Below are 15,158 nucleotides of genomic sequence, written 5' to 3'. Positions count from 1 at the left end.
GCGTCCGCCGATCCGTTGTTGGTATCCCGCCAACAGCAACAAACAACCGGGCAGGAAACCATGAGCAAATCCACCACAATCAAAAGCGTCGAGACGCTCGCCTGCGATGCCGGCTGGCGGAATTATCACTTCGTCAAGGTGACGACGACGGACGGGCTGGTCGGCTGGAGCGAATATGACGAGGGCTTCGGCGCGCCCGGCGTGACGGCGGCGATCGAGCGGCTGTCGGCGCGGGTGGTCGGCAAGAACGCGTTCGAGCACGAGCGGATCCATGTCGAGCTGTTCGCCGCGACGCGCCCTGCCGCCGGCGGCGTGGTGGCGCTGGCGCTCGGGGCGATCGAGAACGCGCTGCTCGACGTCAAGGCCAAGGCGCTCGGCGTGCCCTGCTACGACCTGCTCGGCGGCAAGATCCGCGACCGCGTGCGGGTCTACTGGTCGCATTGCGCGACCTGGCGCATCAATCATCCCGACTGGTACAAGCCGGCGATCACCGATCTCGACGGCGTCAAGGCGATCGGGGCCGAAGTGCGCGAGAAGAAATTCACGGCGATGAAGACCAACATCTTCGTCTATACCGACGGCAAGCCGCAAGGCTGGCGCCCCGGCTTCGGTTCGCCGTTCCAGCCCGAGATCAATATCGACCGCACCGTGCTGCGCAATCTCTGCATGCACCTGGAGGCGATCCGCGACGGCGCGGGGCCGGATGTCGATCTCCTGCTCGACCTCAACTTCAACGCCAAGACCGAGGGCTATCTCAAGATCCTGCGCGCGATCGAGAAGATGGACATGTTCTGGGTCGAGATCGACACCTTCAACCCGCAGGCGCTCGGCTACATCCGCCGCCAGAGCCCGCACCCGATCTCATCCTGCGAGACGCTGCTCGGCCTGCGCGAGTTCCTGCCCTATTTCACCGAGCAGGCGATGGACGTCGCGATCATCGACACGCCGTGGAACGGGGTCTGGCAGTCGATGAAGGTCGCCGCCGCCGCCGAGCATTTCGAGGTCAACGTCGCGCCGCATAATTTCTACGGCCACCTCTGCACCATGATGAACGCGCATTTCTGCGCCGCGGTGCCGAACCTGCGCATCATGGAGACGGACATCGATCGCCTGGCCTGGGACCACGAGCTGTTCACCCACGTGCCTGAATTCGTCGACGGCCATCTGGTGATCCCGGATCGCCCGGGCTGGGGCACCGAGCCGAACGAGGAAGGCCTGCGCGCGCACCCGCCGAAGAACAAGGGCGGGCTGCTGAATTATGGATTGAAGAAGTAGGCGTTTGTTGCGCCGGCCCACACCCCATCGTCGTCCCGGCGAAGGCCGGGACCCATAACCACCGCTGCCTGGTGTGTAAGGGATTATCGCCCCAGCAGAGCAAAACAATGCGCAGTTGGGGTAATGAGTCCCGGCCCCCCCCTGCGCAATTGCGCACTAGGCCGGGACGACGCATGACCCAACTCAACGGCCCTCAATTATCCTCGCGCACCGCCGTGAACGCGCTGTCGATCACGTCGCCGATCGGCTGCCAGGCATTGCCGTCGAACTGCACCAGCCGCATCTGCTTGATCGGGCGGAAGTCCTTCGGTCCGGTGTTGATCACGATCCCGGGCAGCGCGATCGGGCTCTGGTAATCCTTCAGCGACGCGGCCTGCCGCATGATGTTCTCGCGCGACAGATCGTCGCCGCACTGGCGCAGCACCTGCATCAGCGTATCGGCGGCGGCGTAGCCGAACACGGCGTAGATGTCGTCCTTATCGCCGTCGGGATAATACTTGTCCATGAAGGCGAGCCACGCCTTGATCTGCGGATCGTCCTTCCAGGAGGCATCGCCGGCATCCTTGAGGAACGAGGTCGAGATCACGCCGAGCGAGTTCTGCAGGCCCGCCGGCCGCAAGGCGCTGGCGATCGAGGCCGACGCATTGTCGAGGATGAATACCGGATGCCAGTCGAGGTCGGCCGCAACGCGGATCGCGCGTGCCGCGATCGCCGGCGCGCCGTCGAACACCAGGATATCGGCGCCGGAGTTCTTCAAAATTCCGATCTGGTTCTGGATCGCGGTCTCCGATGCATCGAAGGCGAGATCGGCGACGATCATGCCGGCGGTGTCGCCGAGCCCCTCCTGCAATCCCTTGAACAGGTCGCGGCCGAACTGGTCGTTCTGCCAGAGCACCGCGATCTTGCGCGAGGGATAGGCGGCCTGGATGTAATTGGCGTAGATCCGCCCCTCGGCGCGGAAGGTCGGCTGCCAGCCCATGGTCCAGGGAAAGGTCGCAGGATGCGCCCACGCCTCGTCGCCGGAAGCGACGAACAGCTGCGGGACCTTGTTCTCGTTGAGGTACTTCCGGACCGCGAGGTTGCTCGGCGTGCCGAACGAGCCGAACATCAACAGCACATCCTGCTTCTCGACGAGATCGCGGGTCTGCTCCATCGCGATCTTCGGATTGGAGCTGTCATCGACCGAGACGAACCTGACCTTGCGGCCGTTGATGCCGCCATGCTCGTTGACCATGTCGAAATAGGCCGCCTCCGCCCGCCCGATGGTCGCGAACGCGGCGAGCGGCCCGGTATAGGGCATGACGTTGCCGATGCGGATCTCGTTGCCGGCCGCCGCCGTCTGCGCCTGCTGCGCGCGCAACGGCGCCGCCGCGAGGACAGCTGTGAGGACGAGGGATATCGAAAGCGCAGTTTGTCTTTCTGTTTGCATCAACATCGCCACAAACGCGCCGGCACCAGGCCGGCGCTCCTCCCGAGCGAGCGGAGTTTATCGCCCAAGCCAATGCCGGAAAAATGAAATGTTGATGGCGGAGGCAGGCCTTCTTTCACCTCCCCCGCAAGCGCAGGGCAATCGCATATGGCAGCGAAAAGCTTGGCGGCGCTATTTCCACATCGTCATGGCCGGGCTTGTCCCGGCCATCCACGTCTTTTTCGCGCGGAAACCAAGACGTGGATGCCCGGCACAAGGCCGGGCATGACGAGTCTGTGGAGGGATCGAGCGCACATGCGATATCCCTGCCCGCAAGCGGGAGAGGGAGTGCAGTTCCGACTTGACGATCAGCGCAATATTATATCGAGCCAGCCCAGCGGGTTGACCGCGACGCGGTCGCCGCTGTCGACCAGGACGGTCGTGGTTTCGGCCTCAATGATCGCGGGACCGGCCAGCGCTTGGCCCGGCCCGAGATCGTCGAGCGCGTAGACCGGCACCTCGCGCCAGGCACCGAACCAGGCCTGCCGCTTGCCGCGCGGCGCGCAGGGCGCAGCCGAGCTGGCCTTTCCGGCATCACTGCTGCCGCGCGCCACCTTGCCGACGGCGGCAACGCGGGCGTTGACGAACACCACCTCCTGCCCGCGCGAGGCATAGGTGTAGAGCTCCTCGTGGCGGCGATGGAAGCGTTCCTCGATCTGCGCCACCAGGTCGGCGGCGCCGAGATCGAGCTCGCCGAGCGGCACGTCGATCTCGAACACCTGCTCGCCGTAGCGCATCTCGGCCGAGCGCTCGATGCCGATATCGCCCTTGAACCAGTCGCGCAGCCGCCCCGCCGCCTGCTCTTCCAGCCCGGCGAACAAGGCGCGAACCTCGTCGGCGGAAATCCGGCCGGTGCCGTAATGGGTGCGGCTGACCTCGTAGCGCAGATCGCTGGTCAGCATGCCCCAGGCCGAAAGCACAGAGGCGACCGTCGGCACGATGATGCGCTTGATCTCGAGCTCGCGCGCGACCTCGGCGGCGTGCATGCCGGCGGCGCCGCCGAAGCTGAGCAGCGCGAATTTGCGCGGATCGACGCCGCGGCGCAAGGTCATCAGGCGGATGCCGTCGGCCATCTTCAGATTGATCATCTTGTAGATGCCGGCGGCGGCCTCGATCCGCGACAGCTCGAGCGCTGCGGCGATCCGGTCCACCGCGGCTTCCGACGCCGCACGGTCGAGCGGCCGCGCGCCGCCCATGAAGGCGGCGGCGTCGAGATAACCGAGCACGACATTGGCATCGGTGACGGTGGCAGCCGTGCCGCCATTGCCGTAGCAGGCCGGGCCCGGCACCGAGCCCGCGCTCTCCGGCCCGACCCGCAGCGTGCGGCCGCCGTCGACGCTCGCGATCGAGCCGCCGCCGGCGGCGATGCTGGCGATGTCGAGGCTGCGCAGCGCGATGCGCTGGCCGGCGAGCATGCCATCCGCCGACAGCGAGGCCTGGCCATCTGCGATCAGCGAGATGTCGGTCGAGGTGCCGCCCATGTCGAACGGCACGAGATCGGGGATCCCGAGCATCTCGGCGCAGCGGCGGCTGCCGGAGATGCCCCCGGCCGGCCCCGATAGCACCGTGCCCGCGGCGAGCCGCGAGGCTTCCTTCACCGGCGCCATGCCGCCATGCGACAGCACGACGAACAGCGAGCCCTTGAAACCGGCTTCCGCGAGGCTGCGCTCCAGATTGGTGAGATAGCGCCGCACCGTCGGCGCGACATAAGCGTTCACGATTGTGGTCGAGACACGCTCATATTCCTTGATCTGCGGCAGTACGTCGCTCGAGCGCGACACGCTGACGTCGGGCAGCTCCTTCGCCAGCTGCTCGACGGCGGCAAGCTCATGCGCCGGGTTGAGATAGGCATGCAGAAAGCAGACCGCGACGGAATTCGCACCCGAACGTTTCACTTCCGCGATGACGTCGCCGAGCGCGGCGGCATCGAGCGCAACCGCAGCGCTGCCGTCGGCCTTCAGCCGCTCGCGCGCGCCAAAGCGGCGCTCGCGCGGCACCAGCGGCTCGGGCGGCGGCGTGCGCAGATCGTAGCGGTCCGGCTTCAACCCCTCGCGCATCTCGACGACGTCGCGATGACCTTCGGTGGTCAGCAGCGCAACTTTGGCGCCCTTGCGCTCGAGCAGCGCATTGGTCGCAACCGTCGTGCCGTGCACCAGGCGATCGGTCGCGGCGAGCATCGCCGCGCGCGTCACGCCGAGGCGGCGCGCCAGCTCTTCCAGTCCCGCCATCACGCCGATCGACTGATCGGCCGGCGTGGACGGCGATTTCGCGAACACGGTGCGCCCGCTTTGATCCGTCGCAACCAGGTCGGTGTAAGTGCCGCCGACGTCGACCCCAATCGTATACATCGCTGCCCTACACCGCTTTCGAAACCAAACCTTGCGCAAGATCGCGCGCCCGCGCTTCCGCCGAGCGCTTCTCGGGTGGACCCCAGCCGCCGCCGCCGGAGGACCGGATCTCGAGGCAGTCGCCGGGGCGCAGCTCGATGCCGACTTCCTTCGTCTTCAACACGCGCGGCGCGCGGCCTTCCGAGAGCAGCCGGTAATGATGCGGCTCGCCGTCCTTGCCGCCGAGCATGCCGCAGGGACCATGGCGCGCGCCGTCGCCGGCGGTGTTGCCCTTGGCCGGCTTCTGCGTCTCCAGCACCATGTCGAGCGCGACGCCAAGGCCGCCGCGATGCTGGCCGTCGCCGCCGGAGTCCGGCCGGAATTCGTGCTGGCGGAAATGCAGGGGAAAGCGCACCTCGGCCACCTCGATGCTGCCGAATTTGAGACCGCCGACCGAGTGCCATTCGCCGATCGACGAATAACCGTCGCCGCCCGGCGAGGCGCCGCCGCCGGGCCGAGCCTGGAACATGTGCCAGATGAAATTGCGTCCGTTGCGCGGGTCCTCGCCCTGGATCGCGATGCGGAAGCGGCGCCCCCACCCGCCCATGACGCGATCTGGACAGGACGCCGACATCGCCTTGATGATGGCTTCAACGATCTCGTTGGAGGGATGGCTGGTGCACAAGGTGACGGGACGGCCGGGATCGGCCCAGACAATCGTGCCCTGCTTCGCCACCACCTTCAGCGGCCGCAGCGCGCCGGTGTTCTTCGGAATGTCGGCGTCGATCAGATAGGCAAAGGCCATCGCGACCGCTGCCTGCATGTTGGCGTGTGACGAATTGACGAAACTGGTCGACTGCGGATCGGAGCCGGTGAGATCGACCTCGATGTCGCTGCCCTTCTTGGTCACCTTGGCGGCGATCTTGATGTCGGTGCGGCCGTGGCCGTCATCGTCGAGCAGAGCTTCGCCGTAGAACACGCCGTCCTTCCAGGCGGACACCACGGCGCGGGTCTGCTGCTCGGTCGCATCGAGAATGGCCTCGATCGCGGCTTCGACCGTATCCGCGCCGAACTCGCTGAACAGTTTTGCGACACGGCGCTCGCCGAGATGCGCAGCGCCCAGCATCGCCGCGAGGTCGCCGCGGAATTCCCTGGGGTTGCGGATGTTCAAAGCCAGCAGGTCGAGCAGATCCTCGCGCGGCTTGCCGGCCTCGTAGAGCTTGATCGGCGGAATGCGGATGCCTTCCTGATAGATCTCGGTGGCGGCTGGATTGTAGGCGCCGTGGGTGGCGCCGCCGATATCGCTCTGATGCGCGCGCACGATGGTCCAGAGCAGCCGCTTGCCACCGTCGAACACCGGCACGAAGGCAGTGAGATCGGGCAGATGGCTGCCGCCCTGGTAGGGATCGTTGAGCAGGATGACGTCGCCGGGCGCGACATCCTTGAAGCGCTCCTCGACCGCCAGCGTCGCCCAGGGCAAGGCGCCGACATGAACCGGAATGTGGTCGGCCTGCGCGATCAGCCGCCCGTTGGTGTCGCAGATCGCCAGCGAGAAATCGCGGCTGGAATTGAGGATCTGCGAATACGAGGTGCGAAGCATGGCTTCGCCCATCTCCTTCACGATCGACGACAGGCGGTGCTGGACGACGGAGCGGGTGATCGGATCGATCTTGGCGGACATTTTGGCCTTCTTGGCGCGAGGACTTGCGCAGGGAGGATCGTGGAACCGGTCGATCGAAACCGGAATTCCTTCTTATAGCCAGTGGCTTGCGGATCGCAAATCGGCTGGCCCGGCCAAAACGGATCATTCCGGCGATCAGCAAGTCGTGATCGACAAGAATCTGCCTGACGAAGGAATAGAACTCACGCTGCTGCGTCCCACCCATGCAAGCCGGCCCAAGCCCGTAACCGCTCGGGCCTCCCCGACAACTCCCAGGGTGAACGCAAATGCTTCCTCGATTCCTTAAGTCCGGCCTCGCGCCGCTCGCCGGCGCCGCCCTGCTTGCTTTTGCAGCTGCGGCGGCTGCTTTCGCGCATGACGACCATTATCCGGTCCAGACCGGGCAGACGGCCGAAGAGAGCGCCTTCCTTGCTGAAAACGATACCGCGATGACCAAGATGATGAATGACATGGCGGCCAAGCCGAGCGGCGACATCGACCGCGACTTCGTCGCGATGATGCAGCCGCATCATCAGGGCGCGATCGACATGGCCGTGATCGAGCTCCGCTACGGCAAGAACGAGCAGCTGCGCCGGATCGCGCAGGAAATCATCGTCGAGCAGCAGCAGGAGATCGACGCCATGAAGCTCGCGATCGGAGATCCGGTTACGGCGTCCGCGCCCGCCCCAACACAGCAGACCCCGGCGCCTGCCGCTCACGATCATATGAACATGTCCCACGGAATGAAGAACTAGGAGCCTCAAACGATGAACCGTCAAATCCTCAAGAGCCTGCTGGCCACGACCGTGCTGGCGATGTCGAGCCCTGCTTTCGCCGGACAGGCGCCGGGCGCTGCGTCCGCGCCCGACATTCCGGTCAGCCATCACGATCGCGTCTACGCCGCCGAGCAGTTCTCCAACACGGTGTCGGTCACCGACCCGGCCGACAACAAGCTGCTCGGCGTGATCCGGCTCGGCGACCCGCAGCCGGGCAATTTCAGCCCGCTCTACAAGGGCCAGGTGCTGGTCCACGGCATGGGCTATTCGCCCGACCACCGCACCCTCGCGGTGGTCTCGATCGGTTCGAACTCGGTGAGCTTCATCGACACGGCAACCAACGCGGTCAAGCACGTCACCTATATCGGGCGGTCACCGCACGAGGCGTTCTTCACGCCCGACGGCAAGGAAGTATGGGTCACCGTGCGCGGCGAGAATTACATCTCGGTCATCGACGCGCAGAGCTTCAAGGAAACGACGCGCATCGAGGTGCCCGCGGGACCCGGCATGCAGATCTTCTCGCCCGACGGCAAGTACGGCTACATCTGTTCGTCGTTCAATCCGGAGACCGACGTGGTCTCGGTGGCAGACCATCAGATCGTCGCGAAGGTGAAGCAGGAAAGCCCGTTCTGCCCGAACATCGCGGCCTCGCCCGATGGCGACCAGGTCTGGTTCACGCTGAAGGATGTCGGCAGGACGCAGGTGTTCAACGCCAAGCCGCCGTTCAACCTGATCAAGACCATCGACAGCGGCCCGATCACCAACCACGTCAATTTCGCGAAGACGCCTAAGGGCACGCTCGCCTATGTCACGATCGGCGGCACCAATGAGGTCAAGGTGTTTCGAACCGACGACTTCTCGCAAGTCGCGACCATTCCCGTCGGCAATCTGCCGCACGGCGTCTGGCCGTCCGGCGACGGCACGCGGGTCTATGTCGGTCTCGAAAATGCCGACGCGCTGGCCGCGATCGACACCGCGACCAACAAGGTGATCGCCAACATCCCGATCGGCCAGGCGCCGCAGGCGATCGTCTATGTGCCGAACGCCGCGCCAAATCCGGAAGATCGCCAGAACCTGCAAGCCCTCGGCGTCGCCGGCCAGGCCGCTCACCTCGCGCTCGCACCGAAAAAGCAAGCCAAGGACGAGAAGCCGCCGACCAGCGTATCGCTGTTCGATCAAGGGCTGATCCAGGTGCTGCAGGCTTCCGTGACCGGGCTCGAGCCGAAGCAGCGCTACGTGCTGGGATTGGCCGAACACGCTGACGGTGGCGGCATGGTGGAGCCGCTGGCAGCCTTCATGACCAATCCGGCCGGCTCCGCGATCGTCAACGCGGCCGGTCCGATCCGGCAGATCGTGCAGAGCGCGGCCAGGGCGGAGCGACGCTACCTCGTCATCGCAGCCGGCGAGCCGGCGAAACTCGGCGCGGTCGTGCAGGTACAAGCGCCATGAGCGACATGCTGCACCTGGTCGAGCCGCTGATACCCGCCTTGCGGCGTTATGCGCGGGCCCTGGTCCGCGATCACGCCGCGGCCGACGACCTGGTGCAGGACTGCCTGGAACGCGCCGTCATCCACTGGGAGCAGCGGCGGTCGGACAATCCGCGCCCGTGGCTGTTCGCGATCCTGCATAATCTCGCCATCAACCAGTTTCGCCGCGCAACGGTGCGCGGCGTTCATGTCGCGATCGACGAAACCAACGAGGGTTCGTTCGGCCAGGAAGCGGCGCAGGAGCACAAGGTGATGTATCGCGACGTCATGGCGAAGCTCACCAGGCTTCCGCATGACCAGCGTGCGGTGCTGCTGCTCGTCGGCGTTGAGGATTTGTCCTACGCCGATGCCGCGAAGGTGCTTGGGGTGCCCATTGGCACGGTGATGTCACGCCTCGCGCGCGCCCGCGAGCGGCTGCATCACGAACTGGAGGGGACTCCCGGCGACCGGGATCATAATGTCGTGCAATTGCGGAACAAGACATGAGCAACCGACCCATTACAGAAGACGATCTGCACGCCTATGTCGATCGCGCGCTCGAGCCGGAACGCGAGGCCGAGGTCCGTGCCTATCTGGACAAGCATCCGGACGTGGCCAAGCTCATCGCCGCCTACTCCGATGAGCGTAACCTCTTACGATCGGCGCTGCTGCCGATCGCCGAGGAGCCGCTGCCGCCGCGGCTCAACCTCGCCAGGATGATCGAGAGCCCACGACGCCGCCCCTCGTCGTTGCGCTGGGCCATCGCAGCGATGCTGATGCTCTCGATCGGCGGCCTCGGTGGATGGATGATCCGTGGCGCGACACAGACACCGGTCGGCGGAATTGTGGCGCTCGCCGAGGAGGCCAGCGATTCCTACAGAGTGTACGCCTCCGATCGCACGCGGCCGGTCGAGCTGCGCGACAGCACCGAGCTTGTGCAATGGGTCTCCAACCGGTTGCATCAACCGGTGAAGCTGCCGGATCTCACCAAGTCGGGATATCGCTTGATGGGCGGACGGGTAGTGCCGACCGCACATGGTCCTGCGGCCATGTTCATGTACGACGACGATCGCGGCGAGCGGCTTGTGGTTCTCACCCGCCCGATGACGTCAGACCAGAACGCGCCGATGGCCGCGCATTCGGGTGGCGATGTCGCGGGCTTCTCGTGGGCTGACGGCGGTACGGGCTACTCCCTGGTGGGGCCGCGCGGGGGCGATTCCCTGCGGCCGCTTGCCAACGAGATTCGCAAGCAGGCGCAGACGATCTGATCGGAACGGCGCGCTAAAGCATGATCCGGAAAAGTGCGAAGCGGTTTTCCGAAAAGATCATGCTCAAACAAAGAGCCAAGGCGCGATGACGATTCAACTCAATCTCATCGCGCTTTAGGGCCTGGTGTAGATCAGGAACAGCACGGTCCCGATCACCAGCGCGCCGGCGATGAACAGCAGCACCGCAGGCAGCCCGAACAGCGCCGCAACGCCGGCGGTGCTCGATTGCAGCAGCGCTGCGCCAAGGAAGAACGCGAGATTGACCGAGGACAGCGCCTTGCCGGTGTTCTGTGCGGCGACAAGCTGCCGCGTCATGCCGTAGATCAGCGGCTGCGCCGACGTCGCAAGCCCGATCAGGATCAACAGCACCAAGTCATATTGCGTCGGCATCACGGCAACCCCGAAGAGGTTCGAGACCGGGAAATGCGGCGCACCGGCCGCCATCAAGACGAGCAGCAGCGCGGCGATGGCGTGCGTCACCGCCACCATGGCACGGCGGTGCCCGAACTTGCGATCGAAAGCGCCGATGCAGGCTGGGCCGACGATCATCGCCAGCGTGAACAGGCCGAGCACATTGCCGGCCTCGATCCGGCTCAGCCCTTTCTCGTCCATCAGCCACGGGCCGCCCCACAAGCCGCGCAAGGTCAGCGACGCGCCGAGCGACACCAGCGACAGCGCGATCAGACCACGCAGGCCACGCGACATGCCGAGCCGCAGCACCTCGGCCATCTGGTGCAGCGGCGAGGAATCATCCGCATGCGCCGCCGGCTGCCGCGGCACCAGCGCGAACACCGCGATCAGCACGACAATGCCGAAGCCGGCCGAAACCCAGAAACCGGCGCGCCAGCCGAACTGATCGACCACGAACGCCAGCGGGCTTGCCGACAGCAGCATGCCGATATTGCCGATTGAGAGGATCAGGCCGGACCACAGGCCGAACTTCGCCGCCGACATCTGTTTCGCCGCGAGCGTCATCGGGCACATCAGCATGCCCGAAGTGGCGACGCCGAGCATGAGCTGGCCGAGCACAAAGCTCGCAGGCCCCGTCGCCAGCGCCGAGACCAGCGTTCCGATCACGGTACCGGCGAGCAGGCTCAGCGACACCGGCCGCACGCCGAAACGATCCATCGCGGCGCCGACCGGGATTTGCGAGGCGGCAAAGGAGAAATGATAGATCGAGGTGAGGCTCGCGAGCGCCTGCGGCGAGGTGCCGAAATCCGACGCCATCAGATCGAGGCTGATCGCCGGGATGGTCCGCAGCAGCGTCGACAGCATGTGGCCGGAGGCCAATGCCAGAAGTGCAAGCACCAGGGCGCGGAACCCGATCCCCGCCTCTTCCTTCGTCACCACGCCGTCCACGAATCGCCTCTTCCCCGAGCGGTTTGGCGACGGGCGTAACATTATTGGGCGGAGGGTGCCAATCAGTTAGCCTTCTCCCCGTTCTTCACGGGGTCGAGACGAGCGAAGCTCGTTCTTAGAGGGCTGGGTGAGGGGCTGCACCCGCGAACACGGTGACAATTGGATGTGCGGAGGCTCCCCCTCACCCGGAACGCATCTAACGATGCGTTCCGACCTCTCCCCGCACGCGGGGCGAGGTGACTTCACTGCTTATGGAACACCAGCGTGCGCAGCTCGATGCTCTCGCGCGGCGCGGCATCCGCCGGCGTGGTCGGATCGACGAACGCCGTATGCGGCCCGAACCGCGTGCGACCGTCGGTCGCCGAGTCGTAGCATTTCAGCAGGATCGCCTCGTCCGGCGTCATCTCGGGAATGTAGAACCAGCGGTGGTTCGGATTGTACTTCACCGAGTAGGTCTCGCCGCTGCGGTTCGGATAGATCAGGTCCGAAGCAATCAAATCCTCCGGCGCGACCGTGGTGCCGTCGGCCATCGCCAGCGGTGAATCCCGCAGGGGACCGCGGATCGGGCGCCACAGATTGATCACCTGGACGCGGCCCTTGACCAGCTGCTCGGCCTCGTCGGGCAGGTGCTCGAACACGCGGTTGCGGCCGGAGACGGGGGTCTGGTCGACATGGACGCGGGTCGCCGGCTGGCGCGGACCACCGCCGCGGATATCCGCCGCGCCCTCGACGCGCTTGCGCACGGTGTGATCGAAGATGAAGACACGATCCGCCTTCAGCGTCGCCTTCAGGAAGGCTTCCACGGCCGGGTAGTAGACGTTGCGGACTTCGTTCTCGTCGTAATAGTCCTTGACGCTGGTCGGATGCTTGACCAGCGCAAAGCCCTCGCGATCGAGCGAGAAGCTGTCGGCGATCAAACGCCCGTCAAATATCGGAACATTGTGGGCTTCGGGCAGCGCGGTGGATTTGGGTTCGCCGGGCGGCGGATCGAAGGCGTAGGTCCGGGGCTTGCCCGGCGTCGGCGCGAGATAATTCAGTTCAGCGGTCACAAACGGCAGCGACTCGATGCGAGTTTGTTGAAGGCCCATGGTGATCTCCCGGACTCGATTGTTCGTGCTTTTGATCTTGGCGGCGCCGGGCGGGGTGGCAAGGTCGTGGCGAAAATAGCAACGTTGCGGTTTTGGAATGTGCCAAACGGGGAAAATCCTTGCCGCGCGGCAGCCGGCGGACGAATGGATGTTTTGAATCACGGGTTCGTTAGCGGTGCAATAGTGCGGAGCTGAATCGCTTCCGCGCAGACGGTCCACATCTCCCGCCTGCAGGGCCGCCGCAGGTGCGCCGGCAAAATATCGAAAACAACCCCATGCAAAGGACCTCGCGGCTGCCGGCCTTCGACAGGGCAGCTTGACACGTCGGGCAAATCAGGGATACATTTCCAATATTCCGAAATCGTGCGAGCACCGCCGTCCTGGCGAAAGCCAGGACGACGCTGAATGTTTGGTGTCGCTTGCAAATTGCCTACAGTCCCGCGCCCTTCCCGACGGCCGCACCAAACGAGCGGTCGACGATGTCGGCGGCGTTGATCTTCTGCCGGATCAGGCCCCAGCGGTCGTAGAGGTCGATGGTCTTCTGCTCGTCGGCGACCACGCTGTCGTCGATCGGCGCGATGCGGATCTTGGCCCGCGTCAGCCAGTTCACCGCCACCGCGGGCGGGATGTTCATCAGCCTGCCCCAGGTCGCAGCGTAGCCCTCGACATTGTTCTGCGACCATGCGCGCGCCGCGGCGAGGCGACGCACGAAATCCTCGAGCTCGGCGCGCTTGCCCTTGATCGCATCGGGCGTTGCGACCTGGAAGCCGAGGCCGGGCGTGATGCCGTCAGCCGTGATGACGCGGCGCGACTTGAACAGCACCTCTTCCTGGCTCACATAAGGCTCCCAGGTCGACCAGGCGTCGACCGAACCTTGCGTGTAGGCGACCTTGGCATCCGACGGCGCGAGGAACACGATCTGCACGTCGTTCGCCTGCCAACCCCTGGATTCCAGCGCCGCCAGGATCAGCTGATGGCCGATCGAGCCGCGGCCGGTTGCGATCTTCTCGCCGCGCAGATCGTCGAAGCTCTTGATCGCGGAGTTCTCCGGCACCACGACCGCGAGCCCGTCGCGCGACTGCCGCACCGCGGCGATCGCCTTGACCGGAATTTTGGCGGCCGCCGCGAAGGTGAACGGCGCGTCGCCGACCAGCCCGGTATCGATCGCGCCTGCGCCCAGGGCCTCCAGCAGCGGCGCGGCTGCGGCGAACTCCTTCCACTCGATCTTGTAGGGAACGTCCTTGAGCACACCGGCCGCTTCCATCACGGCCTGCGAATTGCCCTTCTGGTCGCCGACGCGCAGCGTGGTCTGCGCGAAGGCCGCGTCGACGGCGACGAGCGCAAGCACTGCCGCAACAATGAGACGGATCATTCGGCGGCAATCCCCCGCTGCTGGTCGCGCGCTTCGATCAGCTTGCGGGTCAGCGGGATCAGCGCCCGGCCATAATCGATCGCATCGACCAGCGGGTCGAAGCCGCGGATCAGGAAGTGGCTGACGCCGAGATCGTAATAATCGCCGAATACCTCGGCGACCTGCTCGGGTGTGCCGACCAGCGCGGTGGTATTGCTGTTGGCGCCCGTCAGTTTGGCGATCTCGGTCCACAGCCGCTTGTCGATGCGCGTACCCTGATCGGCGAGCGCCAGCAGCCGCTTGGCGCCGTCGGTCGCGTGGTTGGGACGGCGATAGCCGGTCTGGTCCTGCAGCGCGGTGGCGCGCTCGAGGATATGTTCCGCCTTCTTCCACGCCTTCTCTTCGGTGTCGGCGAGGATCGGCCGCACCGACAGACTGAAGCGCGGCGTCGGCCTTCCGTGCCTGGCCGCGGCGGCGCGCACCCGCGCGGTGACATCGCGCACCTGCGCGTAGGACTCGCCCCACAGCGCGAAAGTATCGGCGTGCTTGCCCGCGACCTCGACCGCGGCGTCCGAGCCGCCGCCGACGAAGGTGTAGATGCCGCCCTTCTGCAACGGCTTCACCTGCGAGAAGCCGTTCTCGACGTTGTAATACTTGCCGCTGTAGTTGAACGGCTTCTCGCTGGTCCATTCCAGCCGCACCACGTCGAGGAATTCGCTGGTGCGGGCGTAGCGCTCATCCTTGTCGTCGAGCGTGTTGCCGTCCTGGCGCAGCTCGATGGCGTTGCCGCCGGTGATGACGTGCAGCGAGACGCGGCCGCCGTAGAACTGATCCAGCGTCGCGAGCTGGCGCGCCAGCAGCGTCGGCGCGGTGAAGCCCGGGCGCTGCGCGATCATCACCTTGAGCTGCTTGGTGATGGTCAGGACATGCTGCGCGACCTGCAACGCATCCGGCGTGGTGGAATGGAACGCCAGCAGCGCGCGATCGAATCCGGCGAGCTCATGCGCCTTGGCCACCGTCTCGATATAGGGTGGATCGAGCACCGGGCCTGAGCGGACGATGGTCTCGGAGGCATTGTTGTTGGTGATGAAGCCGATGAACTCGACCGGCATAACGGGAA

The 15,158-nt window shown here is 65.5% G+C and carries 12 protein-coding genes; 5 read left to right on the top strand and 7 right to left on the bottom strand.

The window, feature by feature from the left end; all coding sequences use genetic code 11:
- The first annotated feature begins 60 nt into the window (after positions 1–60).
- A complete protein-coding gene (locus ACVI1L_RS26025; RefSeq protein ID WP_076824326.1) occupies positions 61–1,275 on the top strand; it encodes a mandelate racemase/muconate lactonizing enzyme family protein in 1,215 nt (404 codons plus the stop codon).
- Positions 1,276–1,468: 193 nt separating this feature from the next.
- Here ACVI1L_RS26025 and ACVI1L_RS26020 read toward each other — a convergent pair whose 3' ends face one another.
- The 3 genes from ACVI1L_RS26020 to ACVI1L_RS26010 all read right to left on the bottom strand — a co-directional run bounded on the left by ACVI1L_RS26020 (position 1,469) and on the right by ACVI1L_RS26010 (position 6,751).
- Positions 1,469–2,704 (bottom strand): ABC transporter substrate-binding protein, encoded by a 1,236-nt coding sequence (locus ACVI1L_RS26020; protein ID WP_456784231.1) that lies wholly within the window; start codon positions 2,702–2,704, stop codon positions 1,469–1,471.
- Between the two features lie 347 nt (positions 2,705–3,051).
- Positions 3,052–5,091, bottom strand: a complete 2,040-nt coding sequence (locus ACVI1L_RS26015; RefSeq protein WP_456784230.1) for a hydantoinase/oxoprolinase family protein — start codon at positions 5,089–5,091, stop codon at positions 3,052–3,054.
- A 7-nt stretch (positions 5,092–5,098) separates the two neighbouring features.
- A complete protein-coding gene (locus ACVI1L_RS26010) occupies positions 5,099–6,751 on the bottom strand; it encodes a hydantoinase B/oxoprolinase family protein (protein ID WP_076824321.1) in 1,653 nt (550 codons plus the stop codon).
- A 266-nt stretch (positions 6,752–7,017) separates the two neighbouring features.
- Between ACVI1L_RS26010 and ACVI1L_RS26005 the strand changes: the two genes are divergently transcribed.
- From ACVI1L_RS26005 to ACVI1L_RS25990, 4 genes are read left to right on the top strand one after another with little or no spacing between them, the layout of a single operon-like run.
- Positions 7,018–7,485: a DUF305 domain-containing protein gene (locus ACVI1L_RS26005; RefSeq protein WP_456784229.1), complete on the top strand. Its 468-nt coding sequence runs from the start codon at positions 7,018–7,020 to the stop codon at positions 7,483–7,485.
- 12 nt (positions 7,486–7,497) lie between these two features.
- Complete coding sequence (locus ACVI1L_RS26000) at positions 7,498–8,955, top strand: YncE family protein (protein WP_456784228.1); 1,458 nt, start codon at positions 7,498–7,500, stop codon at positions 8,953–8,955.
- A complete protein-coding gene (locus ACVI1L_RS25995) occupies positions 8,952–9,479 on the top strand; it encodes an RNA polymerase sigma factor (protein ID WP_057015143.1) in 528 nt (175 codons plus the stop codon). Before ACVI1L_RS26000 ends, ACVI1L_RS25995 begins: the two co-directional genes overlap by 4 nt.
- Positions 9,476–10,240 (top strand): anti-sigma factor family protein, encoded by a 765-nt coding sequence (locus tag ACVI1L_RS25990; RefSeq protein ID WP_456784227.1) that lies wholly within the window; start codon positions 9,476–9,478, stop codon positions 10,238–10,240. The genes ACVI1L_RS25995 and ACVI1L_RS25990 overlap by 4 nt, the downstream gene beginning before the upstream one ends.
- 114 nt (positions 10,241–10,354) lie before the next feature.
- On the opposite strand, the gene ACVI1L_RS25985 is transcribed toward ACVI1L_RS25990, so the two are convergent.
- The 4 genes from ACVI1L_RS25985 to ACVI1L_RS25970 form a co-directional block, all read right to left on the bottom strand.
- Complete coding sequence (locus ACVI1L_RS25985) at positions 10,355–11,590, bottom strand: MFS transporter (RefSeq protein WP_076824329.1); 1,236 nt, start codon at positions 11,588–11,590, stop codon at positions 10,355–10,357.
- Positions 11,591–11,841: 251 nt separating this feature from the next.
- The gene (locus ACVI1L_RS25980; RefSeq protein WP_456784226.1) at positions 11,842–12,687 is read right to left on the bottom strand and encodes a CmcJ/NvfI family oxidoreductase; all 846 of its coding nucleotides are present in this window, start codon (positions 12,685–12,687) and stop codon (positions 11,842–11,844) included.
- 430 nt (positions 12,688–13,117) lie between these two features.
- Positions 13,118–14,059, bottom strand: a complete 942-nt coding sequence (locus tag ACVI1L_RS25975; RefSeq protein WP_456784225.1) for an ABC transporter substrate-binding protein — start codon at positions 14,057–14,059, stop codon at positions 13,118–13,120.
- Positions 14,056–15,150 (bottom strand): LLM class flavin-dependent oxidoreductase, encoded by a 1,095-nt coding sequence (locus ACVI1L_RS25970; protein WP_106328824.1) that lies wholly within the window; start codon positions 15,148–15,150, stop codon positions 14,056–14,058. Before ACVI1L_RS25970 ends, ACVI1L_RS25975 begins: the two co-directional genes overlap by 4 nt.
- Positions 15,151–15,158 lie beyond the last annotated feature (8 nt).

It is taken from the genome of Bradyrhizobium sp. USDA 4516 (genome assembly GCF_054055915.1).
Note: the sequence above shows the minus strand (reverse complement) of the source record. Positions and strands in the feature narration are given on the sequence as shown.

Coding starts and splice junctions, on each gene's coding strand:
- ACVI1L_RS26025 (WP_076824326.1), top strand. CDS start 61: ATGAGCAAATCCACCACAATCAAAAGCGTCGAGACGCTCGCCTGCGAT.
- ACVI1L_RS26020 (WP_456784231.1), bottom strand. CDS start 2,704: ATGCAAACAGAAAGACAAACTGCGCTTTCGATATCCCTCGTCCTCACA.
- ACVI1L_RS26015 (WP_456784230.1), bottom strand. CDS start 5,091: ATGTATACGATTGGGGTCGACGTCGGCGGCACTTACACCGACCTGGTT.
- ACVI1L_RS26010 (WP_076824321.1), bottom strand. CDS start 6,751: ATGTCCGCCAAGATCGATCCGATCACCCGCTCCGTCGTCCAGCACCGC.
- ACVI1L_RS26005 (WP_456784229.1), top strand. CDS start 7,018: ATGCTTCCTCGATTCCTTAAGTCCGGCCTCGCGCCGCTCGCCGGCGCC.
- ACVI1L_RS26000 (WP_456784228.1), top strand. CDS start 7,498: ATGAACCGTCAAATCCTCAAGAGCCTGCTGGCCACGACCGTGCTGGCG.
- ACVI1L_RS25995 (WP_057015143.1), top strand. CDS start 8,952: ATGAGCGACATGCTGCACCTGGTCGAGCCGCTGATACCCGCCTTGCGG.
- ACVI1L_RS25990 (WP_456784227.1), top strand. CDS start 9,476: ATGAGCAACCGACCCATTACAGAAGACGATCTGCACGCCTATGTCGAT.
- ACVI1L_RS25980 (WP_456784226.1), bottom strand. CDS start 12,687: ATGGGCCTTCAACAAACTCGCATCGAGTCGCTGCCGTTTGTGACCGCT.
- ACVI1L_RS25975 (WP_456784225.1), bottom strand. CDS start 14,059: ATGATCCGTCTCATTGTTGCGGCAGTGCTTGCGCTCGTCGCCGTCGAC.
- ACVI1L_RS25970 (WP_106328824.1), bottom strand. CDS start 15,150: ATGCCGGTCGAGTTCATCGGCTTCATCACCAACAACAATGCCTCCGAG.